25 protein-coding genes are annotated in these 26212 nt (G+C 64.0%); 6 read left to right on the forward strand and 19 right to left on the reverse strand.

The genetic code is table 11. The annotated features are described in order from the left end of the window. Positions 1–117: 117 nt before the first annotated feature. Positions 118–1110 (forward strand): TerC family protein, encoded by a 993-nt coding sequence (locus BLR77_RS13900; protein WP_074678697.1) that lies wholly within the window; start codon positions 118–120, stop codon positions 1108–1110. A 93-nt stretch (positions 1111–1203) separates the two neighbouring features. Here BLR77_RS13900 and BLR77_RS13905 read toward each other — a convergent pair whose 3' ends face one another. Then, entirely contained in the window at positions 1204–2433 is a 1230-nt protein-coding gene (locus BLR77_RS13905; protein ID WP_074678699.1) for an acyl-CoA dehydrogenase, read from the reverse strand. A 149-nt stretch (positions 2434–2582) separates the two neighbouring features. Here BLR77_RS13905 and BLR77_RS13910 point away from each other — a divergent pair, with 149 nt between their 5' ends. Next, entirely contained in the window at positions 2583–3518 is a 936-nt protein-coding gene (locus tag BLR77_RS13910) for a LysR family transcriptional regulator (RefSeq protein ID WP_074678701.1), read from the forward strand. Positions 3519–3581: 63 nt separating this feature from the next. Here BLR77_RS13910 and BLR77_RS13915 read toward each other — a convergent pair whose 3' ends face one another. Then, entirely contained in the window at positions 3582–4016 is a 435-nt protein-coding gene (locus BLR77_RS13915; RefSeq protein ID WP_074678703.1) for a DoxX family protein, read from the reverse strand. Positions 4017–4121: 105 nt separating this feature from the next. Beyond that, positions 4122–5537: an MltF family protein gene (locus tag BLR77_RS13920; protein WP_074678705.1), complete on the reverse strand. Its 1416-nt coding sequence runs from the start codon at positions 5535–5537 to the stop codon at positions 4122–4124. Positions 5538–5810: 273 nt separating this feature from the next. Here BLR77_RS13920 and BLR77_RS13925 point away from each other — a divergent pair, with 273 nt between their 5' ends. The 3 genes from BLR77_RS13925 to BLR77_RS13935 all read left to right on the forward strand — a co-directional run bounded on the left by BLR77_RS13925 (position 5811) and on the right by BLR77_RS13935 (position 8655). Beyond that, positions 5811–6638 (forward strand): TatD family hydrolase, encoded by an 828-nt coding sequence (locus tag BLR77_RS13925; RefSeq protein WP_074678707.1) that lies wholly within the window; start codon positions 5811–5813, stop codon positions 6636–6638. A gap of 84 nt (positions 6639–6722) precedes the next feature. Beyond that, on the forward strand, positions 6723–8189 hold the full coding sequence (locus BLR77_RS13930; protein ID WP_074678709.1) for a methyl-accepting chemotaxis protein: 1467 nt from the start codon (positions 6723–6725) through the stop codon (positions 8187–8189). Positions 8190–8292: 103 nt separating this feature from the next. Beyond that, complete coding sequence (locus BLR77_RS13935; RefSeq protein WP_074678711.1) at positions 8293–8655, forward strand: Mpo1-like protein; 363 nt, start codon at positions 8293–8295, stop codon at positions 8653–8655. A 1-nt stretch (position 8656) separates the two neighbouring features. Here the strand turns inward: BLR77_RS13935 and BLR77_RS13940 are convergent, their stop codons facing one another. The 10 genes from BLR77_RS13940 to selD form a co-directional block, all read right to left on the reverse strand. Next, positions 8657–9454 (reverse strand): acyl-CoA thioesterase, encoded by a 798-nt coding sequence (locus BLR77_RS13940; RefSeq protein ID WP_074678933.1) that lies wholly within the window; start codon positions 9452–9454, stop codon positions 8657–8659. A 106-nt stretch (positions 9455–9560) separates the two neighbouring features. After that, entirely contained in the window at positions 9561–10331 is a 771-nt protein-coding gene (locus BLR77_RS13945) for a CHAD domain-containing protein (RefSeq protein ID WP_074678713.1), read from the reverse strand. Positions 10332–10404: 73 nt separating this feature from the next. Next, positions 10405–12390, reverse strand: coding sequence for a transglutaminase TgpA family protein (locus BLR77_RS13950; protein WP_074678715.1), 1986 nt, complete (start codon positions 12388–12390; stop codon positions 10405–10407). After that, positions 12387–13340, reverse strand: coding sequence for a DUF58 domain-containing protein (locus BLR77_RS13955; protein WP_074678717.1), 954 nt, complete (start codon positions 13338–13340; stop codon positions 12387–12389). The genes BLR77_RS13950 and BLR77_RS13955 overlap by 4 nt, the downstream gene beginning before the upstream one ends. Beyond that, positions 13340–14257, reverse strand: coding sequence for an AAA family ATPase (locus BLR77_RS13960; protein WP_074678719.1), 918 nt, complete (start codon positions 14255–14257; stop codon positions 13340–13342). The genes BLR77_RS13955 and BLR77_RS13960 overlap by 1 nt, the downstream gene beginning before the upstream one ends. Positions 14258–14352: 95 nt before the next feature. Further along, a complete protein-coding gene (locus BLR77_RS13965; RefSeq protein WP_074678721.1) occupies positions 14353–16320 on the reverse strand; it encodes a methyl-accepting chemotaxis protein in 1968 nt (655 codons plus the stop codon). A 126-nt stretch (positions 16321–16446) separates the two neighbouring features. Beyond that, positions 16447–17052, reverse strand: a complete 606-nt coding sequence (locus tag BLR77_RS13970) for a flavin reductase family protein (protein ID WP_074678723.1) — start codon at positions 17050–17052, stop codon at positions 16447–16449. Then, positions 17052–17330, reverse strand: a complete 279-nt coding sequence (locus BLR77_RS13975) for a hypothetical protein (protein WP_074678725.1) — start codon at positions 17328–17330, stop codon at positions 17052–17054. The genes BLR77_RS13970 and BLR77_RS13975 overlap by 1 nt, the downstream gene beginning before the upstream one ends. 274 nt (positions 17331–17604) lie before the next feature. Further along, positions 17605–18705 (reverse strand): tRNA 2-selenouridine(34) synthase MnmH, encoded by a 1101-nt coding sequence (mnmH, locus tag BLR77_RS13980; RefSeq protein WP_074678727.1) that lies wholly within the window; start codon positions 18703–18705, stop codon positions 17605–17607. Further along, the gene (selD, locus tag BLR77_RS13985) at positions 18705–19739 is read right to left on the reverse strand and encodes a selenide, water dikinase SelD (RefSeq protein WP_074678729.1); all 1035 of its coding nucleotides are present in this window, start codon (positions 19737–19739) and stop codon (positions 18705–18707) included. The genes mnmH and selD overlap by 1 nt, the downstream gene beginning before the upstream one ends. 114 nt (positions 19740–19853) lie before the next feature. Here selD and BLR77_RS13990 point away from each other — a divergent pair, with 114 nt between their 5' ends. After that, positions 19854–20864 (forward strand): patatin-like phospholipase family protein, encoded by a 1011-nt coding sequence (locus tag BLR77_RS13990; RefSeq protein ID WP_074678731.1) that lies wholly within the window; start codon positions 19854–19856, stop codon positions 20862–20864. Here the strand turns inward: BLR77_RS13990 and BLR77_RS13995 are convergent, their stop codons facing one another. The 6 genes from BLR77_RS13995 to BLR77_RS14020 all read right to left on the reverse strand — a co-directional run bounded on the left by BLR77_RS13995 (position 20865) and on the right by BLR77_RS14020 (position 26211). Next, complete coding sequence (locus BLR77_RS13995; RefSeq protein ID WP_074678733.1) at positions 20865–21950, reverse strand: AI-2E family transporter; 1086 nt, start codon at positions 21948–21950, stop codon at positions 20865–20867. Positions 21951–22026: 76 nt separating this feature from the next. Continuing rightward, entirely contained in the window at positions 22027–22830 is an 804-nt protein-coding gene (locus BLR77_RS14000) for a DUF4892 domain-containing protein (RefSeq protein ID WP_074678735.1), read from the reverse strand. Positions 22831–22969: 139 nt separating this feature from the next. Then, positions 22970–23833, reverse strand: a complete 864-nt coding sequence (locus BLR77_RS14005; protein WP_074678737.1) for an alpha/beta fold hydrolase — start codon at positions 23831–23833, stop codon at positions 22970–22972. Beyond that, the gene (locus BLR77_RS14010; protein ID WP_074678739.1) at positions 23830–24633 is read right to left on the reverse strand and encodes an alpha/beta fold hydrolase; all 804 of its coding nucleotides are present in this window, start codon (positions 24631–24633) and stop codon (positions 23830–23832) included. The genes BLR77_RS14005 and BLR77_RS14010 overlap by 4 nt, the downstream gene beginning before the upstream one ends. Positions 24634–24732: 99 nt before the next feature. Next, a complete protein-coding gene (locus BLR77_RS14015; protein ID WP_074678741.1) occupies positions 24733–25365 on the reverse strand; it encodes a LysE family translocator in 633 nt (210 codons plus the stop codon). Positions 25366–25407: 42 nt separating this feature from the next. Further along, positions 25408–26211: an AraC family transcriptional regulator gene (locus BLR77_RS14020; RefSeq protein WP_074678743.1), complete on the reverse strand. Its 804-nt coding sequence runs from the start codon at positions 26209–26211 to the stop codon at positions 25408–25410. Position 26212: the final 1 nt, after the last annotated feature.

The following is a 26212-nucleotide window of genomic DNA, read 5'->3' on the forward strand; positions in this document are numbered from 1 at the left end:
CGGCGTTAGCCTTTGCATCGCGTGACGCCGGGCCCCTCTGGCGGTGAGCTTTCTCACCGTGATGTCGGAGTCACTGAGTCGATTTCTTTCAACTCAGGCAGACATTAGGGAGGGCTCATGGACGCTCTACTTGCCTTTTTGACATCCCCCATCTTCGGTACCCCCGGCTGGTTCTGGCTGGCCTTTCTGGTACTGATCATCACCCTGCTGGTACTCGACCTCGGCGTGCTGCATCGCGATCAGCATGAAATCGAGATGCGCGAGAGCCTGCTGCTGTATTCCGGCTATTTCAGCGTCGGCGTCGCCTTCGGCGGCTGGATCTGGTGGCAGCTCGGCGGCACCAAGGCGATGGAGTACTACACCGGTTTCCTGGTAGAGCAATCGCTGTCGATGGACAACGTCTTCGTCATGGCGATGATCCTCGGCTACTTCAACATCCCGCGTAAGTACCAGCATCGCGTGCTGTTCTGGGGCATTCTCGGGGTGATCGTGCTGCGCGCGATCATGATCGGCCTGGGCACGGCTCTGGTGCAGCAGTTCGACTGGATTCTCTACCTCTTCGGCGCCTTCCTGCTGTTCAGCGGCATCAAGATGCTGCGCAGTGGCGGTAATGAGGAGTCACACCCGGACCTGGCGCAGAATCCGGTGATTCGCTTCGTGCGCAAGCACATTCGCGTCACGGACGAGCTGCACGAAGGCAAGTTCCTGGTCCGCCTGAAGGATCAGGTCAGCGGCAAGCCGCTGCTGTATGCCACCCCGTTGCTGCTGGCGCTGGTGCTGATCGAGCTGGCCGACCTGGTGTTCGCCGTCGATAGCGTGCCGGCCGTGCTGGCCATCTCGCAGGACCCGTTCATCGTCTACACCTCGAACATCTTCGCGATTCTCGGCCTGCGGGCGCTGTATTTCGCCCTGGCCGCACTGATGCACCGCTTCATCTACCTGAAGTACGCCCTGGCGCTGGTGCTGATGTATATCGGTGGCAAGATCTTCCTGCACGACCTGGTCAAGGTTCCCGCCCTCCTCTCGCTTGGCGTCACCCTGGGGCTGCTGGCAGGCGGGGTGATTCTGTCGCTGCTCCATACCCGCGACCGGCGAGCCCCGGAACACTGAAACGGCGGTGCCGGAGCTGATCGAGCGTCAGAGTCGACGGCTCATGAACAAAGAGGCCCGCAGATGCGGGCCTCTTTGTTTTCAGTTGCGGGCTCAGCGGCTGGCTTTCATCACATCACGCGGCACGTACTTGCCGATCTCGAACTTGCCGATAGCTGCGCGGTGCACCTCGTCCGGGCCGTCAGCCAGGCGCAGGGTGCGCTGCATGGCGTACCAGTAGGCCAGCGGGAAGTCGTTGGAAACACCGGCGCCGCCGTGCATCTGGATCGCCCGGTCGATCACCTTGAGCGCGACGTTGGGCGCCACCACCTTGATCTGGGCGATTTCACTCGCCGCGATCTTGTTGCCGACGGTGTCCATCATGTAGGCAGCGTTCAGGGTCAGCAGACGTGCCTGGTTGATCTCCATGCGCGAATCGGCGATGTGATCGATATTGCCGCCCAGGCGCGCCAGCGGCTTGCCGAAGGCGGTCCGACTCACCGCGCGCTTGCACATCAGCTCCAGGGCGCGCTCGGCCATGCCGATCGAGCGCATGCAGTGGTGGATACGGCCAGGGCCGAGACGGCCCTGGGCGATCTCGAAGCCACGCCCTTCACCAAGCAGCACGCTCTCGTAGGGCACCCGCACGTTCTCGAACAGCACCTCGGCGTGGCCATGCGGTGCATCGTCGTAGCCGAACACCGGCAGCGGGCGCAGCACGGTGACGCCTGGCGCATCCATCGGCACCAGGATCATAGAGTGCTGCTGGTGGCGCGGCGCGTCCGGATTGGTCAGGCCCATGAAGATCATCACCTTGCAACGCGGGTCGCAGGCACCGGAGGTCCACCACTTGCGCCCATTGATGACCCACTCATCCCCTTCGCGGCGGGCATTGGCCTGCATGTTGGTGGCGTCGCTCGATGCCACGCCCGGCTCGGTCATGGCAAAGGCGGAGCGAATCTCGCCGGATAGCAGCGGCTCGAGCCATTGCTGCTTCTGCGCCTCGTTGCCGTAGCGCACCAGCACTTCCATGTTGCCGGTATCCGGCGCGGCGCAGTTGAACGGCTCCGGGCCGATCAGCGAGCGCCCCATGATCTCTGCCAGCGGTGCGTATTCGGTATTGGTCAGGCCGGCGCCGTAATCCGACTCGGGTAGAAACAGGTTCCACAGGCCCTCGGCTTTGGCCTTGCTCTTCAGCTCTTCCATGATCGCGGTCGGCTGCCAGCGATCGCCTTCGGCCACTTGCTGCTCGAACACCGCTTCGGCCGGGTAGACGTGCGCTTCCATGAATGCGCTGACGCGCTCACGCAACTCTTGAACCTTCGGGGAATAGGCGAAATCCATGGAATTACCTGTTTGTGATAAAGGGTGAGAGGTTGTGGAAATGATGCTAGAACAGCGCTTAAGATTTATCTAACCTATTTTCAGCGTGTATGAACATTCATAACCGATATATGATCGACTGATATCGACGCCCCTGGAGCACTGCCGGCATGAACCTGACCAAGGTGGATCTGAACCTCTTCATCGTCTTCGACGCCATCTACACCGAGGCCAACCTGACCCGTGCCGGACAGATCGTCGGCATTACCCAGCCGGCGGTTTCCAACGCCCTCGCCCGTCTGCGCGAAACCTTCAACGACCCACTGTTCGTGCGCACCGCCCAGGGCATGGTGCCGACACCGATGGCGCAGAACATCATCAGCCCGGTGCGCAACGCCCTGCAGTTGCTGCGCGTTTCCGTGCAGGAAAGCCGGACCTTCAACCCGCAGCAGGCCGGCAAGACCTACCGCATCAGCATGACCGACCTGTCGGAGCAGATCCTCCTGCCGCCGCTTTTCCAGCGCCTGCGTCGTCTGGCGCCGAGCGTGTGCATCGAGAGCTTCCTGGCCAAGCGCCGCGAAACCACCAAGGAGCTGGCCGCCGGCCGTCTCGATTTTGCCGTCGACGCGCCACTCAATACCGACCCGCAGGTGCGCCACGTCAAGCTGCTGGATGATCGCTACGTCTGCGCCATGCGCCAGGGGCACCCGCTGGCCAAGGAAAAGATCAGCCTCGACGACTACCTGTCGCTGAGCCACATCCACATTTCCAGCCGCCGCAGTGGCCTCGGCTATGTGGATCTGGCTCTGGGCAAGATGGGCATCCAGCGCAAGATTGCCCTACGCTCGCAGCACTATCTGATGGCCAGCAGCGTGCTGCAGCAGACCGACATGGTGATGACCGTGCCGGAGCGCTTCGCCCGCCGCCACAACCTGCATCATGTGACGTTGCCGGTCGGTGATGTGCCGGCACTGGAAACCCACCTGTACTGGCACGAAAGCACCGATCAGGACCCGGCCAACCGCTGGATGCGCGAACAGATGATCGAGCTGGCCCAGCAGGTCACTGCACAGGAGAAGAAGGCCGAGCAAGCCGCTACGGCCTGATAGCTCGCAGCTGAACGCAAGAAGGCCCGCATTCGCGGGCCTTCTCGTTGTTGCCGGATTGAATCAGCGAGCGAGTTTGCTATCGACCGACAGCTTGCCAGCGCCTTCGAACACCAGCGCTACGCTGATGGCCAGCAGAGCCAGGGCGAACTCGTAACCGTTGTTGCTCATGAAGAAACCATTGGCGAAGTGCACGGTGAAGATGGCCACCAGCATGGTCACTGCCAGTACCGCTGCAGCCGGGCGCACCAGCAAGCCGATGATCAGCGCCACGCCACCGAAGAACTCGGCGCTACCGGCCGCCAGCGCCATCAGGTAGCCCGGAGCCAGACCGATGCTTTCCATCCACTGTGCGACACCCGCCAGACCATAACCACCGAACCAGCCGAACAGCTTCTGCGCGCCATGGGCGGCGAAGGTGATGCCGGCGACGATACGCAGAATGGTGATGCCGAAGCTCGCCTGGGTGGCGGTGATGCTTTTGATCAGGTTGTTCATTACAGCGTTTCCTTCGTGTGTGGGAGTTAATGGCGCACAGAATAACCAATTCATTCGATTCAAAAACAGCAAAAAGCCGCTAATTAATATCGAAGAAATAAATATCTAGTTAGCCGTCAGGCGCTGTCTTTGTGGTTCGAGCAGATAGCGCTCACGGTCATAAGCAAGGTAGTACTTATTCACCGCATTCACATAACTCACCACGCCCATGCCCATCTGCTCCATGGCCACACGTTCGACCTGGAAGAACCACTGATTGGGATTGAGGCCGCGACGACGCGCCTCGGCGCGCAGGCTCTGCACCCGCTGCGGCCCCAGGTTGTACCCGGCCAGGACGAAGGCCATGCGCTCGCGCTCGTTGAGCTGCGGGCTATTGAAAAAATTGCGGCGGATCATCGCCAGGTACTTGCTGCTGGCCTGAACGTTGCCATCGAGGTTCTGGATGTTGCTCACCCCGACACTGCGCGCCGCCGCCGGGGTGATCTGCATCAGCCCGGTCGCACCACTGGCGCCGCGCGCCGACGGGTTCAAGGTTGACTCCTTGAAGGCCAGCGCGGCCAGCATCAGCCAATCGAACCCCTGCTGCTCGGCATGCTGCTGCAGCACCGGACGCACCCTCTCCAGGCGCTGTCGTTCGGTGCGCCCCAGTGGCGAATGCACCTTGTACAGCCGGCGATAGACACGCTGGAACGCCACATCCTGGTCGGCCGGGCTCTGATAGCTGCTGAAGAAACGGTCGATGCTGGCACGCAGCATCGGCGCATCGGGGCGCACGAACCATTTCATGTCGCCATCGCGCGCCAGGATCAGATGCTTGTCGACGCGCAGCTTGGGCATCACCTTGGCCCAACGTTCGGCTATCGGCAGCTCTACCGCAGTACGTTCGAAGATGCCGGCCTGGACCATTTCCAGTACATCTTCGACGGCCAGGCTGGGATCGACCCACTCGACCACGATGGGCGGCAGTTTGCGATCAGCCAGCTGCTGGTTGATCACCCGCAGCGCCTCTCCCACCGCACTGCCCGCGGGCAATGAAAGACTGCGTCCGGCCAGCTGTTCGAGGCTGCGGTAATGCCGGTTGCCCTGCTTGGACACCAGCACCAGTGGCACCTCGCGACGAATCGCCGTGCTGGCACTGACATCGTGCCCGGTGCGCACATTGAGCAGTTCGCCGGGCGCGACCAGATCGCCCTCGCCGCGCTGCAATGCGCCGAGCAACTGATCCTTGGCTTTGGGGATGATCTTCAGCCTGAGGCTGCGGCCATCACGGGCGTTGCGATTGAGGTACTGCTCGAATGCGCGCAGGCGGTGGTACTCGACGCCGATGCTCTGACCCTTGACCGAACCCGAGCTGTTACGGCTCTGATTGACCAGCACCCGTAGTTCGCCGCTGCTGCGAATCGTCGGCAGATCGCGAGCACTGCGGGCCTGGCTGCCGACCTCCGGCGGGCCAGCCACGCGCGCACTGACCGACAACGGCAGCGCGGCCAACAGGCACAGGATCAGCAGCAATCGCGACATCGACTCTCCAGGGATGGCGGTAGGCCGCCGAAGCCTCATCCGGTTGGTGGCTGCTGTACGCCGATGCGCGACAGACGACTACTGACCGTAAACCCGCCAAACAAGTTCCAAGGCCGGCAGGGGCGCGGAGATTGGCACAGCCGAGCGCTGCCGCGCCACCCCACAACCTTGCATCAACCTTAAAAACAGCGACCAACTTATTGTTTTAAATCGACTTCCTGACGAACGGATGGCATCTGCTATTCTGCCTCTTCGCGCTCAACAGGTGGCACCATGCAACTCATTGATATTGCCGTCAATCTCACCCACCCCAGCCTCGCCGTGCAGGCCGAGGCGCTGCTCGAACGTGCCTATGCAGCCAGGGTGTGTCAGCTGGTGCTGACCGGCACCAGTCTGAATGAAAGCGAGGCGAGCCTCGCACTTTGCCGACAGTTGGATAGCAGCGGCCAGCGCCTGTTCAGCACCGCCGGGGTTCATCCGCACGACGCCAGCTCGTGGAACGGTGCCAGCAGCAACACCCTCAAGGCGTTATTGGCGCAACCACAAGTACGCGCCGTGGGTGAATGCGGGCTGGACTTCGATCGCGATTTCTCGCCACGCCCGGCACAGGAAAAAGCCCTGGAAGAACAACTGGCGCTTGCCGTCGAATTGCAGATGCCGGTATTTCTACATGAACGCGAAGCCAGCCAGCGCCTGCTGGAAATCCTGCGCGACTATCGCGACCGGCTGCCAGCGGCTGTGGTGCACTGTTTCACTGGCGAACGCTCTGCACTCTATGCCTATCTCGATCTTGACCTGCATATCGGCATCACCGGCTGGGTCTGCGACGAACGTCGCGGCACGCATCTGCATCCGCTGCTCAAGGATATCCCCGGCGAGCGCCTGATGCTGGAGACCGATGCGCCCTTCCTGCTGCCGCGCAGCCTGCGGCCAAAGCCCAAGAGCGGGCGTAACGAGCCAGCCTATCTCGGCGAGGTACTACGAGAAGTGGCTCTGCACCGCGGTCAGAGCCAAGAAGCGCTAGCCGCACAAACCACAGCCTGCGCCAGGAGGTTCTTTGAGATGCCGGCCATACTGGATGAAGCGGCAGCAGAGTCTTGATTGACGTCAAGACTCTGGCTGCCACCCAAGGCATACTGCTGGCACATAGCCAACAGTGAACGCAGCGAGACGGACAATCACAGCATGGGCGCCTGGATCAGCGATCTTTCTCTCAAATACAAATTCTGGGCGGTCAACGCCGTTGCCTTCGTCATCAGCCTGATGCTGGTGCTGTTCGCCCTGCATACCGAGCAGCAGGCACGCAGCGCCGATGCCAAGCAGGCCGCAATCGAGCAGGCTCGCCTGCTCCAGCAGTGGCCGCAGCAGGCTGCGCTGCCCAGCGCAGCCAATGTCCAGGTGCTGCAAGGCAACAGCCTGCCGGGTGTTCAGGGCACTCCTGATGCCAGCGGCTGGCAGGCCGTGCAGCACGACGCCTGGTTCGGCGACTCGCCGGTAATCGGTGCACAACGCACCACCCTCAGCGATGGACGCCAACTGGCGATCATGGCTCACGCGCCCAGCCTGCTCGACCTGTTCGCCCAGCACGCGCTGACCTATGCCGTCGCGGTCGCCGTACTCATGCTGTTGCTGCTGGCTGCCTCGCAGCTGTTGATCCGCTTTCTGCTCAGCCACCTCAACACCCTCAAGGACGTGATACTGCAAGCCGAGCGCAGCGGCGACCTGTCCCTGCGTGTACCGCTGAGCAGTCGCGACGAGGTCGGCCAGATGGCCGCCGCTTTCAACGCCATGCAAGCCGGCTATCAGCGCGTGGTTGGCACCGTCGGCCAGGTGGCGGGCGAGCTGAACAGTGGCACCCGCGACATGGCCGAGCGCATGGGTGCGGTGCGTCAGGGCATGCTCAGCCAGCAGAGCGAAACCGATCAGGCCGCCACCGCGATCAACGAAATGTCGGCGACCGTTCAGCACATCGCCGATCACGCTGGCACCACCCGCGATCAGTCGCTCAATGCAGATCGCCTGGCCCGCGCTGGCCAGCAGGTGGTCGAACGCGTCGAGCAATCCATCGCCGCCCTGTCGCAAGGCGTGCGTCAGAGCGCCGCCAGCATCGAGCGCCTGGCTGAAGACAGCCAGCACATCAGCCGCGTGGTCGGCGTGATTCACGGCATCGCCGAACAAACCAACCTGCTCGCCCTCAATGCCGCCATCGAGGCGGCCCGCGCCGGCGAAATGGGCCGCGGCTTCGCCGTGGTGGCCGACGAGGTGCGCAACCTGGCCAAGCGCGTGCAGGACTCCACCGACGAAATCACCCAGATGATCGGCAACCTGCAGGGCGGCACCCGCGACGCCGTGGAGTTCATGCGCGAAAGCTCGGAGAACGCCAACCACTGCGTGCAACTGGCGCAAGAAGCCGGCGAATCGCTGGCGGCGATCACCGCCGCCGTGGCGCTGATGCGCGACAGCAATACGCAGATCGCCGTGGCCGCTACACAGCAGAGCCAGGTTGCCGAAGAGATGAGCCGCTCGGTGGTGGGCATCCGTGACGTCACCGAACAGACCGTCGGGCAGACCCTCGAATCGGCCGCCACCAGCCAGCAACTCGCCCAGTTGGCGGGCGAGCTGAGCAAGGCCATCCGCCAGTTGCGCCTGTAAGGGGCACCGTTTAGGCATAAGCCTATCTGCGCCATAGCCAGGAGCAATTCGCTCTGCAGTGGCGACGACCCTAGACTCGGTTCATTGAGTCGAGGGTCGCCCCATGAGCAAACGTCACCCCAACCTGCTGGCCTGGCAATGGCGTCATTATGCCAGCCAGCATCGGCATCCCACCAATCTGCTGCTGCACCTGATCGCCGTGCCGCTGTTCCTGCTAGCGCTGATTCTGCTGCTGATCGGCCTATGGCAGCTCAGATTCGTGCCTTTGGCACTGGGCAGCATCGGCCTGATCGCCTCCCTGGCGCTGCAAGCTCACGGCCACAGACTGGAACAACAGCCAGCAGAACCCTTCGCCAGCAACAGCGATGCGCTGAAGCGCCTGCTGCTGGAGCAGTGCGTGACGTTCCCGCGCTTTCTTTTCAGCGGCGCATGGTGGCGCGCCTGGCGCCAACGCCGGCGCCACTGAATCAGGCAAAGACGGTCACGGTCTGCCGGCTCAAGGCGATCAGTTCACCTGCCGGAGTCCACATCGCCGCCGCCACGTGGCCGTATCCATCGCGGGCATGTTCGATTTCCGCGCGATACAGGCACCAGTCTTCGCTGCTGAGGGTGTGCAGTGGCTGGACGAACTCGATGGTCCAGGTCAGCGAGCTACCCGGCGCCGGGCTTTTCAGATGCGGCAGCACCGCTGGCGGCCAGGCATCGACCAGTGCCAGCAAATGCGCCTCGCTGAGCGCCTGCGGCTCGCGCTCACCGCGCAAGCGCACCCAGCCGCCCATCTGCCGCGACGGCGTGTTGCTGAAAGGCATGCCGCCAATCCCCCAACGCATGGCCAGAAAACGGGTGAATTCCGGCGTGACGTTGCGCACATAGGGCAACTCCTGGCACTGCTCGACCGGCGTGATCTGCGGCGCGGCAAGCGCCTCCACGGCAATCGTCGAAGGACGCGACGCGCCAAAGCTACCCTGCACCACGGTCACCACCTGGCCGTCCTGCACCGCGCGCAGAGACATCTGGCTGACTGCCTTGCCCTCGCGCAGTACCTCGGCCTGAAAACTGACAGGAACATCCGGCGCCACCGGCCCGACGAAGGTGATGGCCAGCGAGCGCACCGGTCGGCCCCGCGGCACCTTGGCGCGCATCGCCTCGAATGCCAGTGCCGCCACCAGGCCGCCGAAACTGGCGCGACCCTGCCCCCATTCGGCCGGTATCACCACGGCATCGGCATCGCGGCGCACCGCTTCGAGCATTTCGGAAAAGATCATAGGCACCTCGGCATTCATCGATGGCGACGATCTTAGGGGATGGCGGTAACTGAACGATAGCCCGCAACAATGGCTATTCGGTCATATCTGCGGCGAAAATGTCGTCTTATTCCACATTGGGAAAATCGCCATACAGCGCCAGCAAGGCTCCATCAGCGCGCCGCTCAGCGGCCTGCTGAGCCTGCAGCCAGATTGCCCGGCAAGGGCCCAGCGATGCCATCGCGTCGGCCTGCGCCAGCCACTGCAGGTGGTCGTGCCAGTCGCCCAGCGCACTTTGCGCACGTTTGAGTCTGAGTTGCGCCGCCTTGCTCAAACGACTCTGTGCCGGGTAGGTTTCAGCGGCGTAGCGTACGCGTTTGATCAGCAAACGCAGGCGGTGACGATCATGCGCCGGATCGCGCAACGCGCGGGCCAGTTGCCGTTGCTGGCGCCGCAGGCGGCGCCGGATGCGCTTGTCCACGTCGCTCAACTGGCCTTGCCTGGCAGCTTCGCGCCAATTCGCCGGCCAGCCGTCGAGCAACAGCATCAGATCCACCAGCTCACGGCTGCTGGCAATGGCAGCGTAACCTGCGGCGCGCTGCGCCTCATCGGCAGGCGCCAGATGCACCAGGCCCAGACGCGCCAGCTCGGCCACCAGCACTTCACGATCACGCAGCGGCCCACTGAGGCGGCCCAGCACCGCAGCTCCCTGTTCCAGAGCATCCACAGCCGGCAGACCGCGCAGCGGACGCAACAGGCTGCGCAATTGCCGCAAGGCGATGCGCAGGTCGTGCAATGCCTCGGTGTCGGTACAGTCGGCCAGCCGCGCCTGACAGGCGTACAGCCGCACCTGCAGAGCCAGGACGCGCCCCAGGCAATGTTCGATGAAATCGCTCATGCTCGCTCCTCCCAAACGACGGTACGTCAAGCTAACAGCCTGGCCCCCCAGTCAAACAAGTGACCAATGGTCGCTAACGCGACAAGCGCCAGGGTAATGCTCTGCGCAAATCACTCAACGCCTGCCGCAGAGCATCGCGCGAAGCTGGCTCGCCGGCATAACGCTGCTGCTCGAAGCAACGGGCAAATGTCTCGATCTGCGCCGCCTGCTCAGGCAACTGCCGCGCAGCGCGCAACGCGAAGGAGCGTGCGCCCTCACCTGCTTCTCGACGCACGTCGTGACGTGCCAGCAGCCGCTCGAACGTGCGAAAGGCCTGGCGCTGCGGATCGGGCCGTTGTTGCCAGGGCTTGAGCAACCACAGCGCCAGCAGGCCGAGCAGAAGAGCTCCAGTGCCCACCAGAGCGAGCGCCAGACGCTGCCAATCGAGGCTGCCGAACCAGTTCTGCAGCAGTTTCATCTGCTGCTCACCCTGGTAACCCAGCACCCAGCGCTGCCAGCCGTAATTGAGATTATCCCAGCTCATGCGCAACTGATTGAGCCAGGCCAGCTCGCGGTAGCGCAGCGGCGAGAACGGTTGGTCATCGAGAAAGCCATCCTCCGCGGCCAAGGCCTCTTCCAGCCCCTGTTCAATACGCTCGGGGGCGACCTGGAAAGTCGGATCGATGCTGCGCCAGCCGCGGCCCGGCTGCCAGTACTCGACCCAGGCATGGGCGTCGAACTGGCGCACCTGGATGTAGTTGCCGTTGGGGTTGAACTCGCCGCCCTGATAGCCGGCGACCACCCGCGCGGGAATGCCTGCGGCGCGCAGAACGAAGGTCATGGCGCCGGCATAGTGGGCGCAGAAACCGCGCCGAGTGTTGAACAGGAAATCGTCGATGCTGTCGCTGCCCAGTGGCTGCGGGCGCAGCGTGTACACGTACGGCTCACGGTTGAAGTGCTGCAGCACTGCCGCCACCAGCGCGTCGCTCTGCGGGTGCTGCGCCTTCAGTTCAGCCGCCCAGGCGCGACTACGCGGGTCGCCCTGCTCGGGCAGCTGCAGCGCCTGGCGCAGGCCAGGTGGCTCGGCCAGCGCCTCACGCGCCGCCTCGGGCCATGAGCGCACCTGGTACAGCAGGGGCCGATCTACCGGACGCAGCCTCTGCCAACGGAAGTCGCTCATCATCCGCCCGCTGTCCTGCGCCATCTCGCCGACGTCCAGGGCGTACAGCCAGCGCTTGCCGCTGGGCTGCATGATGATGCTGTAATCGAGCGGTTCGCCGGCCTTGCTCCACTGCGGCGCTACGGGCACATCAGCGTAACCGGACTGCGACCAGCGCCTGCCATCGAAGCGTTCCAGCGTCAGAGCGCGCCAATACAGCTGCCCTCTCGGCGGCACCTCACCCTCGAAACTGGCGCGAAAGGCCAGTGCCGAGGAACGACTGAGCTCGGCGATATCGGCCGGCTCCATGCTGTCCGACAGGCCGGTGACCCCCTTGTCACTGGGCAGTGGCAGCGACCACAACGGCCCCATACGCGGAAAGAACACGAACAGCAGAAGCATCAGCGGTATCGCTTGCAGCACCAGGCCTCCAGCCAGGCGCAGCGGCGGCCAGGGACGTTCGGCAAAACCACTGTGCTGCAGGCCGACCAGCGCGGTCAGCAGCGCCGTGACCGGCAGCAGGCTGTAGAGCGCGGCAAGAATGCCGTCCTCGAACAGATAGGCGGTCACCACGCAGAAGAAACCGAGGAAGACCAGCACCAGCGCATCACGCCGCGTGCGCATCTCCAGCAGCTTGAGGGTGAAGGTGGCGATCAGCAACACCGAGGCGGCATCCAGCCCCACCAGCGTGCCGCGCGAAAGCAGGATGCCAGCCAGCACCAGCAGCACTAGGCCACCCTTGGCCCAGCCATTGGGATAACGCGCACGCATGCGGAAGATCTGCACGCGCCAACCAGCAGCGCCCAGCCATAGCGCGATCATCCACAGCGGCAAATGCACCAGGTGCGGCACGATCACCAGCACCTGGGCGACCAGCAACCAGGTCAGGGCGATCCTCGGGATACCCGGCAGGCTGCTCATGCGCGCGCTCCGAACAACGCCAGGGCACGCAGGCAGGCATCACGATGACCTTCACCGTAGTCCGGTGCGATCACCTGCCCAGGCAGTTGCAGGCCGAACGCCTGTTGTCGTTCGGTGAACTGCAGTACCCAGTGGCAGAGCAGCGACAAACGCATTTCGCTGTCGCCACCCAGGCTGTCGAAGTCCAGCCACAGGTCGCGGCCGCTGAGCATGGCGAAATCCTTCACCAACAGGCCCTGGCCACGTGAATAGGCCTTCCAGTCCAAGCGCCGCTTCGAGTCACCCGGCTGATACTCACGCAGGCCCTGGAAGTCATCGGCGCCCTGGCCGCGGGCACGCATGCCCTCCTCCTCGTCGTCGCCCAGGCCCGCCGACAGCGGCAAATCACCCTCCAGCGGCCGCGGGTAGATCAGCATAGCCTGATCCAGATCGACCCAGCTCCAGGCCACCAGCAAACCCAACGGGAAGCGGCTTTCCACCCGTAGGCGCTCGGGCCGCAACCAGCCGCGCCGCGCTGCGGGCAGGCTCAGATCCACTTCGGTCTGCCCCTGGCGTGGCACGTCGCGCACCACCAGATCAGACGGTGGCCAGCCCAGCGCCACGGCCTGGTGCTCGCGCTCACGACTCTCCAGACGTACGCGAAAGCGCGCCTGCTCGCCGACGAACACCGCTCCGCCGCCGCCCGCCTTGAGCACCAGCCCGGCCAGGTTGCGATAGGTATGCAGGATGGTCACGACGAACACCGATACCAGCAGAAAGGTCAGGCCGTAGGCCAGGCTGTTCTGGTAATTGATACCCACCAGCAGCATCAGCAGCAGGGCCACCGCAAAGACCGCCCCCACCCGACTGGGCAGAATGAAAATGCGCCGCTGATTCAAGCGCACGCTGGCCGCAGGCGGAATGCGCCTGGCCAGCCAACGCCGCCAGAGCGACTTCAGCGCTGCACGCATCAGAGCGCCGGTACTTCGCGCAGCAACCACTGCACCAGACTGCCGCCACCGTGGCCGGTGGGATCGGCGCGCTCGCGCAGGCGATGCCCCACCACCGACGGCAGCACCGCCTGCACATCCTCGGGAATCACGTAATCACGCTCGGCCAGCAACGCCCAGGCCCGTGCAGCGGCCAGCAACGCCAGACTGGCGCGCGGCGACAAGCCCCAGGCGAACTGCGGCTGGCTGCGCGTCGCCTCGACCAGGCGCAGCACATAGTCGATCAGCGCATCGCTGGCACGAACCTTGGGCACTTGCGCCTGCAGCCGTGCCAGTTCGGCATGATCGAGAATCGGCTCCATGCGCGGCAACAGATCGCGCCGGGCATCGCCCAGTAGCAGCGCCCGTTCCGCAGCCTGCGCCGGATAGCCCAGCGACAGGCGCATGAGAAAACGATCGAGCTGGGATTCGGGCAAGGCGAAGGTGCCGCCACTGCTGACCGGGTTCTGCGTGGCGATGACGAAAAATGGCTCGGGCAGCGGCCGCGTCGCGCCCTCGATGGTCACCTGGCCCTCCTCCATGGCTTCGAGCAGCGCGCTCTGGCTCTTGGGGGTGGCACGGTTGATTTCATCGGCCAGCACCAGCTCGGCGAAGATCGGCCCCGGGTGAAAGACGAACTGCCCGCTGTCCTTGTCGAACACCGAGGTACCCAGAATGTCGCCCGGCAGCAGGTCGGAGGTGAACTGGATGCGCTGGAAGCTCAGCCCCAGCACGCGCGCCAGGGCATGGCTGAGGGTAGTCTTGCCCATGCCCGGCAGGTCTTCGATCAACAGGTGACCACGCGCCAGCAGGCAGGTCAGCGCCAGGCGCACCTGCGCCTCTTTGCCCAGCAATACCTGATTGACCGAGTCGAGACAGGCATCGAGTTTGGTTCGCATCGTTCGCTCCTTATGCAGAACGCCGATGCTACTGGGGTGCCGGGGCGTGGCATAGCTCTATGCAAAGTTTGCTCACGAAACTGTGAGGGCAGACGCTATGTCAGACGAAAGTGCCCCGCCATACCCTGCAGCTCCCGCCCCAGTTCAGCCAATTGGATGCTCGACGCAGCGGTCGCATCCATGGCCGTGGCTGACTGATCGGCGATATCGCGGATCGAGGTGACGCTGCGATTGATTTCCTCGGCCACGGCAGTCTGCTGCTCGGCCGCTGCAGCGATCTGCTGGTTCATCTCCGAGATCAGGCTCACCGCCTCGGCAATGGCCGCCAGGGCGCCCTCGGTCTGGTTGGCGTCGCCCACCGTCAGGCCCACCAGACTGGCGCTCTGCTCCATGTCCGCCACAGCGCGGCGGCTGCCTTCGCGCAGGGCCGCGATCAGCGACTCGATTTCCGCGGTGGATTGCTGAGTGCGTTTTGCCAGCGCCCTTACCTCATCGGCGACCACCGCGAAACCGCGCCCCTGTTCTCCGGCGCGCGCCGCTTCGATGGCCGCATTGAGCGCCAGCAGGTTGGTTTGCTCGGCAACGCTCTTGATCACGTCGAGTACTGCATCGATGCGCTGAGTATCCTGACTCAGGCGCTGGATGCTCTTGGTAGTAGCATCCATGGCACTGGCCAACTGCTCGATGCGCTGCAGGGTCTGGCGCACCACCTGGCTACCGGCACCGACACGCTGGTCAGCCTGTTCGGTGGAAGCCGCTGCCGCCTCGGCATTGCGCGCCACCTCGTGCACCGTGGCTGTCATCTGACTCATGGCAGTGGCGACCTGATCGGTCTCCAGCTTCTGGCCATTGACCCCCTGGCGCGTCTGCTCGGCCGTGGAAGAAAGGGTCTGGGCGGAGCTGGAAATCTGCGCCACACCGCCCTGCAGGCGGCCAACCATATCTCGCAGGTTAGCGGACATACCCTGCATGGCTGCGAGCAGCTGACCGATCTCGTCGCGACGATCCTGTTCGATATGCACGCTGAGGTCGCCACTGGCAATGGATTCAGCCAGGCCGATCACCCGCTTGAGCGGACGCACGATGGCCAGGCTGATCATGATCGCCGCGCCAAGACCGAACAACAGCGCCAGGGTCGCTGTCAGGATGATCAGACCGCTGCTGGCCTGACGCTCGGCATGCATGGCCTGGCGTTGCGTGTCCAGGGCCAGCTCGACCCGCTGCAGCAACTGTTCGACCTGAGCGACCAGTTGCCCGTATACCTGCTTTTGTTGCTGCAGCTGGGTGGCGTAGTCCTTCAGGCGCTCATTGAAGGAGTCGACGTTGACCACCACCTCGCCGAGCACCGCAGCATAGCCGGGATCGTCCAGCGCATCGCGCAACTCGGCAGCCAGGGCTTGCGCCTCGCCTGCCTGGGCAATGTCCGCCTGCTCACTGCTATCGCTGCGCCGGCTTGCCTCCAGCCGCTGGCGTGCCTGATCCAACGCCTGCAACAGCAGTTGATGAATCTTGCCGACCTTGCCGGCCTGCAGGACTGAATCACCGCCCTGCTCGCCTTGGGAGCTCTTGAGCAGGTCGACGCCGTCTTCGGCCAGCCCTTCCTGCAGCAGATCCAGACTGTTGGCCGCGCTGACCACCAGCCAGTCGGCGGCCTGCAAGGACAGCTGCATGTTGTCGGTGAGTTCAACGTAGCGGGCAAAGGCGCTGCGGTAGGCGGCCAGTGCCGGCTCGACCTGCGCCAGAATCGCGGCTGTGTCGCTATCGAGCTCACCTTGCAGCACCTGTCCGGCTTGCAAAATGGCCTCGGCCTGTTCGGCCAGACGCTCGGCGTGCTGACTGTCGCCGCTCAGCGCGAACGCCTGCTCGCTCTGGCGCATGCGCAGCACCTGCTCGCCGAGCGCGCTCATGCGTTGCTGCAACTCGGCGCCGGCACTGACGTCACGCAACGCCAGCAGACCGGTGGCCGCTACCAGAGCGGTCAGAATCAATACCAGAGCAAAACCCAGCATCAACTTGCTGGCCGTACTCAGACTGGCCAGCCGCTTGCCCAATGAGCCACCCATGACATCCCCCTGCCTACTGCAGCCAGCCCCGAATTGTGGAACATAGGAGCGCAGCGCTACTGGCGACAAGCCAGCAGACAGCAAGATGGCCGGGAGAGTTAACTGGAGGTCGTTTTCAGAACGGGTTCAGGGCCGCTGCATCTGGAATAGATCACGCGTGCGGCAATAGGCGCTGCCACCGAGGCGAGCAACCAGATCGAGCTTGAGCGGGTCGATACGCCCCTGCTCGTTGAGTACCGCGTCGTCGATGTGCGCCAGCAACACCTCGGCGAAGATCAGATGGCAGGTCGGTCGTTGCGCCGGATAGGGCTGGATTTGCGCCACACGGCACTCGAAGGTCACCGGAGCGCCGGCGACACGCAGCACGTCGATGCGCTCGCAAGGCTGGCTGGCAATGGCGCAGTGGGCAAACTCGCTGACCTCATAAGGCAGGATCGCGGCGCTGGCGTTCATCGCCTCAGCCTGGGCGAAGCTGACCAGTTGAATCGCCAGTTCGCCGCTGGTCTGGGCATTGCGCAGGCTGTCCTTGAGACTGCCATCGTCGCGGGTGTTGACGTTGACCAGCAAGGTCGGCGGGTTGTCACTGATGACCTGAAAGAAGCTGAATGGCGCCAGGTTGGCCACGCCTTCGGCCGAACGGGTCGAGACCCAGGCAATGGGCCGTGGAGTGACAGTGGAAGCCAGCCAGCGATACGCCTCGAGCGGGCTCAGATCGGAAAAATCGAGCTGCATCAACGCCCCGCTCGCGATTCACGGATGTAAAAGCGCGCACGCTCGGCCTTGCTGGTACAGCCTTCGTAGGCTTCGAACTGCTGCTGGGTCTTGGCAGCGGTGAGCAGCGAAAATGCCTTGGAATAGCTCACGGTACCGGCGAAGCCTTCGGCCTCGGCGATGCTCAACTCTTTCCAGGCGGCATCCAGTTGATTGGCACAGGTCTCACGGTAGACGGTCTTGCCGGCGCAGCCGGTGAGCGCCACCGCAAGCAGCGGCAAACAGATCCAGTGTTTCATCGACCACACTCCTCGAACGGATATGACTACGTATAGCAGGCTGTTGAAAACGTAGGCGAGGCAGCCAGTGCAAGGCAAAAACAGGCGAAAAAGCGCAATTTACGTGTTGTAAATGAGCACTTGATTCGCTTCGCTCACCCCTTCGGGGCCGCGCTAAAGCGCGTTCAGCCTGCGACTGTGAGCCTGTTTTTAACGCAGCAATGGCAACGCAGGTAGTTTTCAACGGCCTGCTAGGCCCAGTCTATGACGCTACGGCAGAAGGAAAGTGCCCGCCTCACCCGCCGCTTCGCTTACGCAGGTATTCCACCACAGCCTGCTGCTCCCCGGCGAATTCAATTCGCCCGGATTTGCTCTCACGCTGGAACACGTACATAGGATCGTAGTACTCGACCAGCAAGGCTTCGATCCAGCCGCGATGCGTATCCACCTGGCCGTCGGCCTGCTGTTCCTGCAGCGCCTGATCCATGATCGCGGCCAGACGCTGGTAACGCTCGCCCCCCAGACGACGAGTGATATTGGCCAGGCTCTCGCGCAGGCGCGCGGCGAATGCGGTGAAGCCTGCCTCGGCGCCCTGAGCCGCAACGAACTCGGCACACAACTCGACCACGTAGGCCTGCAGAATCCGCTCCACACGGTTGGCCACGCTGTCCTCCAGCCACACCAAGGGATGGTGCTGCATCGCCTGATACAGCGGTAATGGCAGGGAGCAGCGGCCGATCAGACGCGCCTCGTCTTCCAGCACGAACTGCTGCTGCCCCGCAGCGCGGCGCTTGAGCAGATCGATGGCCAGGGCATTCTCGAAATCGATCTGCTCGGGCTGGCCAGTGGCGCGCTTGCCGAAGCTGGAGCCTCGGTGATTGGCGTGCGCCTCCAGATCCAGGCTGTTGCTCAGTTGGCTGATCACCTCGGTCTTGCCGGTGCCGGTCATCCCGCCCACCAGCACGAAATCGCACGCCTGTACCGCCTCGTCGGTGGTCTGCAGGAGGAAGGTGCGCATGGCCTTGTAGCCACCGACCACGCGCGGATAGTCGATGCCCGCCTCGCTTTTCAGCCATTGCTGAACGATCTGCGAGCGCAGGCCACCGCGAAAGCAGTACAGGTAACCCTCAGGGTTGGCCTTGGCAAAGGCCGCCCATGCCTCGATGCGCTCGTTCTTGGTATGGCCGCTGACCAGTTGATGGCCCAGCTCGATGGCCGCCTGCTGGCCTTGCTGCTTGTAGCACGTGCCAACCTTCTGCCGCTCGATGTCGGTCATCAGCGGCAAGTTGATCACGCCGGGGAAAGCGCCCTTGAGAAATTCGACCGGGGCACGGGTATCCATCATCGGCCGGTCATGCAGGAACAGATCGCGGTAGTCGGTGCAGTTGTCGCGCATCAGAGCACCTCGACCGCGTAACGCTGTCGCTCGACCATCTCGCCGATAGGGGCCAGATCCAGCCCCAGCTCGGCGGCCACGGCGAGGAACTCGGCCTCGCCCTCCGGCGCCACGGCAATCAGCAGGCCACCGCTGGTCTGCGGGTCGCACAACAGCAGCTTGGCCAGTTCGGGCAATGGCGCGATCTTGTCACCGTAACTGTCGAAGTTGCGCAAGGTGCCACCGGGTATGCAGCCCTGCTCCAGATAGTGCTCGACACTGTCCAGGCGTGGCACCCGGCCGAACTCGACACGGGCACTGAGGCCGCTGCCATCGGCCATTTCCACCAGGTGGCCAAGCAGGCCGAAGCCGGTCACGTCGGTCATCGCGCGCACACCGGCGAGCTTGCCAAAGCGGCTGCCAGGCTTGTTAAGGGTACACATCCAGTCACGCGCCAGGCCGATGTCTGCGCTGCGCAGCTTGGCCTTCTTCTCCGCCGTGGTGAGAATGCCGATGCCCAGAGGCTTGCTCAGATACAGCTTGCAACCAGCCGTGGCGGTGTCGTTGCGCTTCATGTTGGCTTTGCTCACCAGGCCGGTCACGGCCAGGCCGAAGATCGGCTCCGGTGCATCGATCGAGTGCCCACCTGCCAGCGGGATGCCGGCTTCGTCGCACACCGCGCGACCGCCACGGATCACTTCGCGGGCAACTTCCGGCGCCAGGACGTTGACCGGCCAGCCAAGGATGGCGATGGCCATCAGCGGATCACCGCCCATGGCGTAGATGTCGCTGATGGCATTGGTGGCGGCGATACGACCGAAATCGTAAGGGTCGTCGACGATCGGCATGAAGAAGTCGGTGGTGGAGACCACGCCGCGCTCCTCGTCGATGGCGTATACCGCCGCGTCATCGCGCGAGGCATTGCCCACCCAGAGTCTGGGATCGAGATTCTGCGCGCCGCTGCCAGCGAGAATCACCTCGAGGACCTTCGGCGAAATCTTGCAGCCGCAGCCGGCGCCGTGGCTGTACTGGGTCAAACGAATGGGTTCGCTCATGGTTGTTCTCTCACCGCGATAACTGGCGGCGGATTCTAGCAAAGACTGCATTGACTGCCTTGGCTCAGCGCTACCGTGCGAGTAAGGTCGAACCTTCACTGGGGGAATCTGTTAATGAGCAAGAAAGTGGCGCTGGTGCTGGGCTCAGGAGGTGCGCGCGGCTATGCGCACATTGGCGTGATCGAGGAATTGCAGGAGCGCGGTTACGAAATCGGCTGCATCGCCGGCTGCTCGATGGGCGCCGTGGTCGGCGGCATCTTCGCTGCCGGCAAGCTGCGCGAATACCGCGAATGGACGGAAAGCCTGGATTATCTCGACGTGTTGCGCCTGCTCGACGTCAGCTTCCGCCTCGGCGCCATCCGTGGCGAGCGGGTATTCGGGCGCATTCAGGAAATCGTCGGCGACGTGGACATCGAAAACCTCGACATTCCCTTCACCGCCGTCGCCACCGACCTGACCAACCAGCAGGAAATCTGGTTCCAGGAAGGCTGCCTGCACCAGGCGATGCGCGCCTCAGCGGCGATTCCCAGCCTGTTCACGCCAGTCATCCAGGGTAAGCGCATGCTGGTCGACGGCGGTCTGCTCAACCCGCTGCCAATCGTGCCGGTGGTCTCCAGCCACTGCGACCTGATCATCGCGGTCAACCTCAACGCCACCAACCAGAATCACTACCAGTTGCCGGTAATCGAGCGCCCCGCAGCCCTCAAGGGACGCATCGACCAGTTGATGACATCGCTCGGCTCACGTCTGCCAAGCTTTCGCCGCAAGAGCGACGACGAAGCCCTGTTGCTTGCCGAGGAACAGCGACTCGCCGATGACATCAGCCCGGCCGCGGCGCCAAGCCGCAAAGAGGATGATGAACCCGCGCCGAAATCCGCCAGCGGCTCACGGGTAGCCGAGTTCAGCGGGCCGGCATCGCTGCTGGAGCTGGTCAACCAGAGTTTCGAGGTGATGCAGACCTCATTGGCGCAGTACAAGATCGCTGGCTACCCGCCGGACATCCTGATCAACGTGCCCAAGCGGGCCTGCCGCTTCTTCGAGTTCTACAAGGCGCCGGAGCTGATCATGCTGGGTCGGCAGATCGCTCGCGACACCCTCGACAAATACGAAAGCGAACGCGGCTGATCAGCCGCGTGGGTCCTCGCCCGGTAGTGGCTTGTCCACCAAGGCTTCGGCGGGCGGCGTCTTGTCCGCCACCCAGTCGCTGAGCAGGCTGTAGGCCACCGCCAGCAAGGTCGGACCGAGGAACAGGCCCATGAAGCCGAAGGCCAGGATGCCGCCAAACACGCCGAGCAGCACCACCACCAGCGGCAGGTTGCCGCCACGGCTGATCAGGTAGGGTTTGAGGATGTTGTCCACCCCACTGATGATGAAGAAGCCCCAGATACCCAGGAAGATCGCCATGCCGATCTCTCCCTGCCACACCAGCCAGGCCACGGCGGGCCCCCAGATCAGCGGCGGGATCATGATGAAGCTGAAGGCGAAGGTCAGCAGGCCCAGCACCAGCGCCCCCGGCACTCCGGCGATGACGAAACCGATATAGGCCAGCACGGCCTGCGCTGCGGCGGTGCCGATCACGCCGTTGACCACGCGCTGCACGGTGCCGGCTACCAGTTCCAGATAATGATCGGCACGCTCGCCGATCAGTCGCTCCAGCAGGCTGTGCACGAACACCGCCAGGCGCGGGCCGTCACGGTAGAAGAAGAACACCAGCACCAGGCTCAGGGCCAGTTCGACCATGCCCGCGCCAATCTTCGCGCTGCGCGCCACCAGCCAGTTGCCGACCTGGCCGAGATAGGGTCGCAGCGTGTCGAAGAAGGCAGCGCCCTGCTGGTCGATGGTGCGCCACAGCTCCACCAGGCGCTCGCCCACCAGCGGAATGCTGGCCAGCCAGCTCGGCGGCGGCGGCAGGCCTTCGACCTGCAGATCCTTGACCAGGGCGTTGGCGTCCTTGATGTGATCGGCCAGGTTGAAGCCCAGCCACACCAGCGGCACCGCCACCATGATCACCCAGACACCGGTCAGGATGCCCGCCGCCAGCGACATGCGCCCATTGAGCAGCTGCGTCAGCAAGCGCATCAACGGCCAGCTGGCAAAGGCCAGCACGGCAGCCCAGAACAGCGCCGACCAGAATGGCGCCAGCACCCAGAGGCTGGCAGCCAGCAGGCCGAGCAGAAGAATCTGCACCAGCAGACGATCATTAGTGGCCATCAAGCGAAACTCCCTTCGACGAAACGACAAAGCGCCCATGAAGGGCGCTCTGTAACAGGCGATTGCGAGCGATAGCTTAACGCAACAAATGCACGCTCAGTGTTTCATCGGCGCTTTCACCCAACTCCAGGCGCGCTTCGCGCACGCGCTGCTCGATCAGTGCCTCGCGCCAGGCCTCGGCCTGGTTGCCGGCCAGAGTGACGCGCAGGGTGCTGTCGAGGTTCAAGCTACGCGCCAGCACCTCCACCCAGGCACTGTCGGCCTTGGCTTCATCGGGCAGTTTCAGCTGACCATCGGTGCGCAGCTGACGCAACAGGGTCGCGGGCGTCGGCAGCAATACGCCCAGAGGCGCTTCGGCATCCAGCTGTTCGGCATGCAGATAGGCACGGCGGTTACCACGGGTGATGCTGTACAGCGCCAGCAGGCTTTCGTGATTCGGTTCGGCCAGGCGCAGCAGGGCGTAGGCCTGCTGATCGTCGGAACCATACAGCGTGGCATTGCCGAACACCGAGTTGGCCCACAGGCTGCTGGCGCCGCATTCACGGCCCTGGCACCAGTAGAGCAGCTCGGCGCCCTGCTCCAGCAGCGCTTCGCGCGCCGCAGTGAACACCTGATCGGCACTGTGGGTGCGCGGTAGCTCATAAGTCACCGCGCTATGCTGGCCCTGCACCAGAACCTCCCGCTCGTAACGCAAGCGCCCGCTGATACGGCGAATGGAGCCCTGCGGATAGATACGCTCGACGTCGGGTGCTTCCTTGAATGCGACGATATGACTGGCAGGGAAACGCGGCAGTACCTCGAGATCACGACTGCCGGGTAGATCGGCCGCCAGCACGGCACCGCTGCAGAGGGTAGCAAGCGCTGCAGAAAACAGCTTCATACGCCTCGTCATAGAGAGGAAACCTGTTGAAGGGAAACGGCAGGCGGGCTTGCGAAGCAGTGGGTGGCGACGTTGAACGGGTCGATCATGCGATCCTCCATGGCAGACCGCCACACCTTTCCCTAGGGCCGCAGGCAAGTCAAGGCAAGCGCAGGAATGGATTGAAACAATCCGCTACGAGCTGGGCGCCGGCTTCATCATCCAGGTGCAGATGGTGCCCGCCGGGCAAGCGATGCACTTCGAACGGCAAGTCCTGAAGCAACGTTCGTACAGCCGACTGTGCGCCCATCATGCCCTGCTCCGCCAGTACCAGGCTGACCGGGCATTGCAGTGCACGGACGAACGCCTGGGCATGCGCCCAGGTCAGGCGCAGCGGCGACGGCAGGGTCAGGCGGCTGTCGGTACGCCAGGTGTAACCGCCCGGCACCGGCATCAGCCCACGCTGCGCCAGCAATTCGGCCGCCTCACGGCTGACGGCGCCCACGCCCTTCATCCGCGCCTCGACCGCACGCGCCATCTCTGCGTACACCGGCTTGCGCTTGTCAGTGAGCGACAGCCTGGCGCGCAATGCTTCGCCCAGCTTCTGCGGCGCCTGCTCGGCTTCGCCGGTATAGGGCACCAGGCCGTCGATCAGGGCCAGGCGTGCGATCCGCTCGGGCATCGCGCCAGCCAACAGCACCGCGGTGATCGCCCCCATGGAATGACCGAGGATGGAAAAACGCTCCCAGCCAAACTGCTCGGCGACCTGCAGTACGTCGTAGGCGTAGTCCCACAGCGCGTAACCGGCGCCTGCCGAACGATGCTCGGAATGCCCATGGCCGGCAAAGTCCAGGGCAACGATGCGCAGCCCCTCGAGTTTCGGTGCCAGCCGCGCGAAGCTCGCCGCGTTGTCCAACCAGCCGTGCAGCGCCAGAACCGGCACACCATCCTCGGGGCCATAGAGATGAGCGGCCAATTCGATATGCGCCAGGCTCAGACGAACTTCCTCGAAACCCGTGCTCATGTAGGTTGCTCCTGGCTGCCGACCCAACGAGTGAACAGCTGACGCAGCAGCTCGGCGGTGGCCTGTGGCCGCTCCAGCGGGAACATATGGCCGCCTGGCAGGTTGTGATATTCCGCGCGCGGCATGCGCCGTAGCAGGCGCGCATGATGCGGTAGCACCACCCGGCTATGGCGACCGCGCACCATCGCCAGCGGCACCGCCAGTTGCTGCGGCCGGCCCGGCGAAGTGTGCGGCACGCTGCGGTAGATGCTGATCTCGGTGGCCGGATCGAATTTCAGTCGCAACCCCTGCTCGCCCAGCTGCAGGCCGTGGCTGACATAGGCGTCCAGGCACTCGGGGTCGAAACGTCGAAACAGGCTCTTGCCGGCGAAGTAGTCCCGCGCCTCGACCAGATCGGCGAATGCTTCACGGCGTCCCAAGGTGCGGCCGGCCGGCGTGATGCGATCGATGAAGCCGAAGCGCTTGGCGGCGCGGATCACCATGCGGTCGGCCAGGGTCAGTACCGGCGAATCGAGCATCACCACCCCGCGATACAGCTCGGGGCGAAGCAAGGCGGCGTGATAGTGCAGCACACCGCCGAGGGAATGACCGACGCCCCAGACCGGCTCGTCACCACCCTCGAGGTGATGGATCAGCTCATCGACCAGGTTCGACCAGTTGTCGTTGACCGGAAAACGCGGGTCGTGGCCATGCTGTTCCAGGTGCTGCACCTGAAAGTCCGGCGCCAGCGCGGCGAACAGCTTGCCGTAGGTGGCCGACGGAAAGCCGTTGGCGTGAGCGAAGAAGATCGACTGCGGCATGCATCAAACTCGAAAAGGCGAATATGCCCGGATTCTCCGGCAGCCGCCGACGCGCGGCAATGACCGTAACGGCCATTGATGGCGGCGCAATGGTCAGGGCTATAGCAACAGACGCCCGACGATACCCACCGCCACCAGCAGAAATACCAGGCCGCAGACGAAGTCGATGGTCGGCGCCACCTGCAGCAGCCGCTGACGCATCAGCGGGCGGCCAAGGGTCAACCCCAGCAGGCTGAACCAAAACAGGCTGAGGCCGAACAGCAACGCCGCACAGGCCACCTTGCCGGGCAGCGACATGTCCGCCGGCACCAGGCTGCTGAGCAGCGCCAGGAAGAACACCAGAGCCTTGGGGTTGCCCAGGTTGGTGAACACACCGCGCAACCAGGGGCCGAACAGCGAAGGCGTCAGTTCGCCATCCAGCCGCCTCGGGCCAGCGCTGCCCCGCCACCAGGCACGCACCGCGCCGATACCCAGCCAGCCCAGGTAGAGTGCACCGCCGATCTGCACCAGATCGAACAACCACTCGGTACGACTGAGCAGCACGGCCACGCCGCTGAGCACCAGGGTGCCGTGCAGGAGAATGCCGCAGGCCAGACCCAGCGCACTGAGCAAGCCTGCACGCTGCCCCTGATGCAGAGCAGTACGCACCACCAGCGCCACATCGGGGCCGGGGCTGATAAGAGCCACCGCGAACACGGCAGCCAGCGACAGCAAGACGGACGTCTCCTGCATGGTGATCTCCAGGAAATGAAAAAGGTGAGACAGGCGGCTGGATCAGCCCTGACGCAGACGCGCCGGTGGCAGACCGTAAGTGCGGCGGAACAGCCGCGAGAAATGCGCCTGATCGTAGAAGCCCAGGCGTAAGGCGATCTCGCTCAGGGGCTCACCCGCCAGTACCAGGGGCAACGCCCGCTGCAGACGCAACTGGGTCAGCCACTGATGCGGCGGCAAACCGCTGTGCTGGCGAAAGCGACGCAACGCCTGCCAGGGGCTCATGGCGCAGAAAGCGGCGATCTCCTCCAGCGAGGGCGGATCGTCCAGGCGGCTCTCCAGCCAGTCGCGCAGGCGCTGCCAGGTACGCTGATCGAAGGCGCGATCCGGCTCGCTGACGCGCAATGTCGAGCCCATTTCCAGCAGATGGGCCAGCGCCTGCCAGAGTGCCTCTTCCTGCGCCAGCGGCGAACCGCCCAGCATCGCTGCATGAAAGCGCTGCAGATGCTGTGACAGCAGAGGGTGGCGCAGGCTGCTGGTGGTCAGCCTCGGCGCGCCCTGACGGCCGTCACTCAGGGTACGACTGGCCTCATCCAGCCAGAAGGGGTCGAAGGCCATCACCCGGATGCGATAACTCTGGCCTTCCAGGCAGGCGCCATCATGAATCCCCTCCGGCGCCATCAGCAGCACATCCCCTGCCCCCACGTGGCGACGCTCACCGCCATAGGCGTAGCGATGCTGCCCCTGTATCAGCAGGCCGACGTGGTACTCCAGGTGAAAATGCCGGGGAAAGGCGAAGCGGCGGTACTCGGCATCGATCAGGCGAACGCCGGGCAAGCTGCTCTGGATATGAGTGATCTGGTCCATG

This window comes from Ectopseudomonas alcaliphila (genome assembly GCF_900101755.1).
Classification (GTDB): domain Bacteria; phylum Pseudomonadota; class Gammaproteobacteria; order Pseudomonadales; family Pseudomonadaceae; genus Aquipseudomonas; species Aquipseudomonas alcaliphila.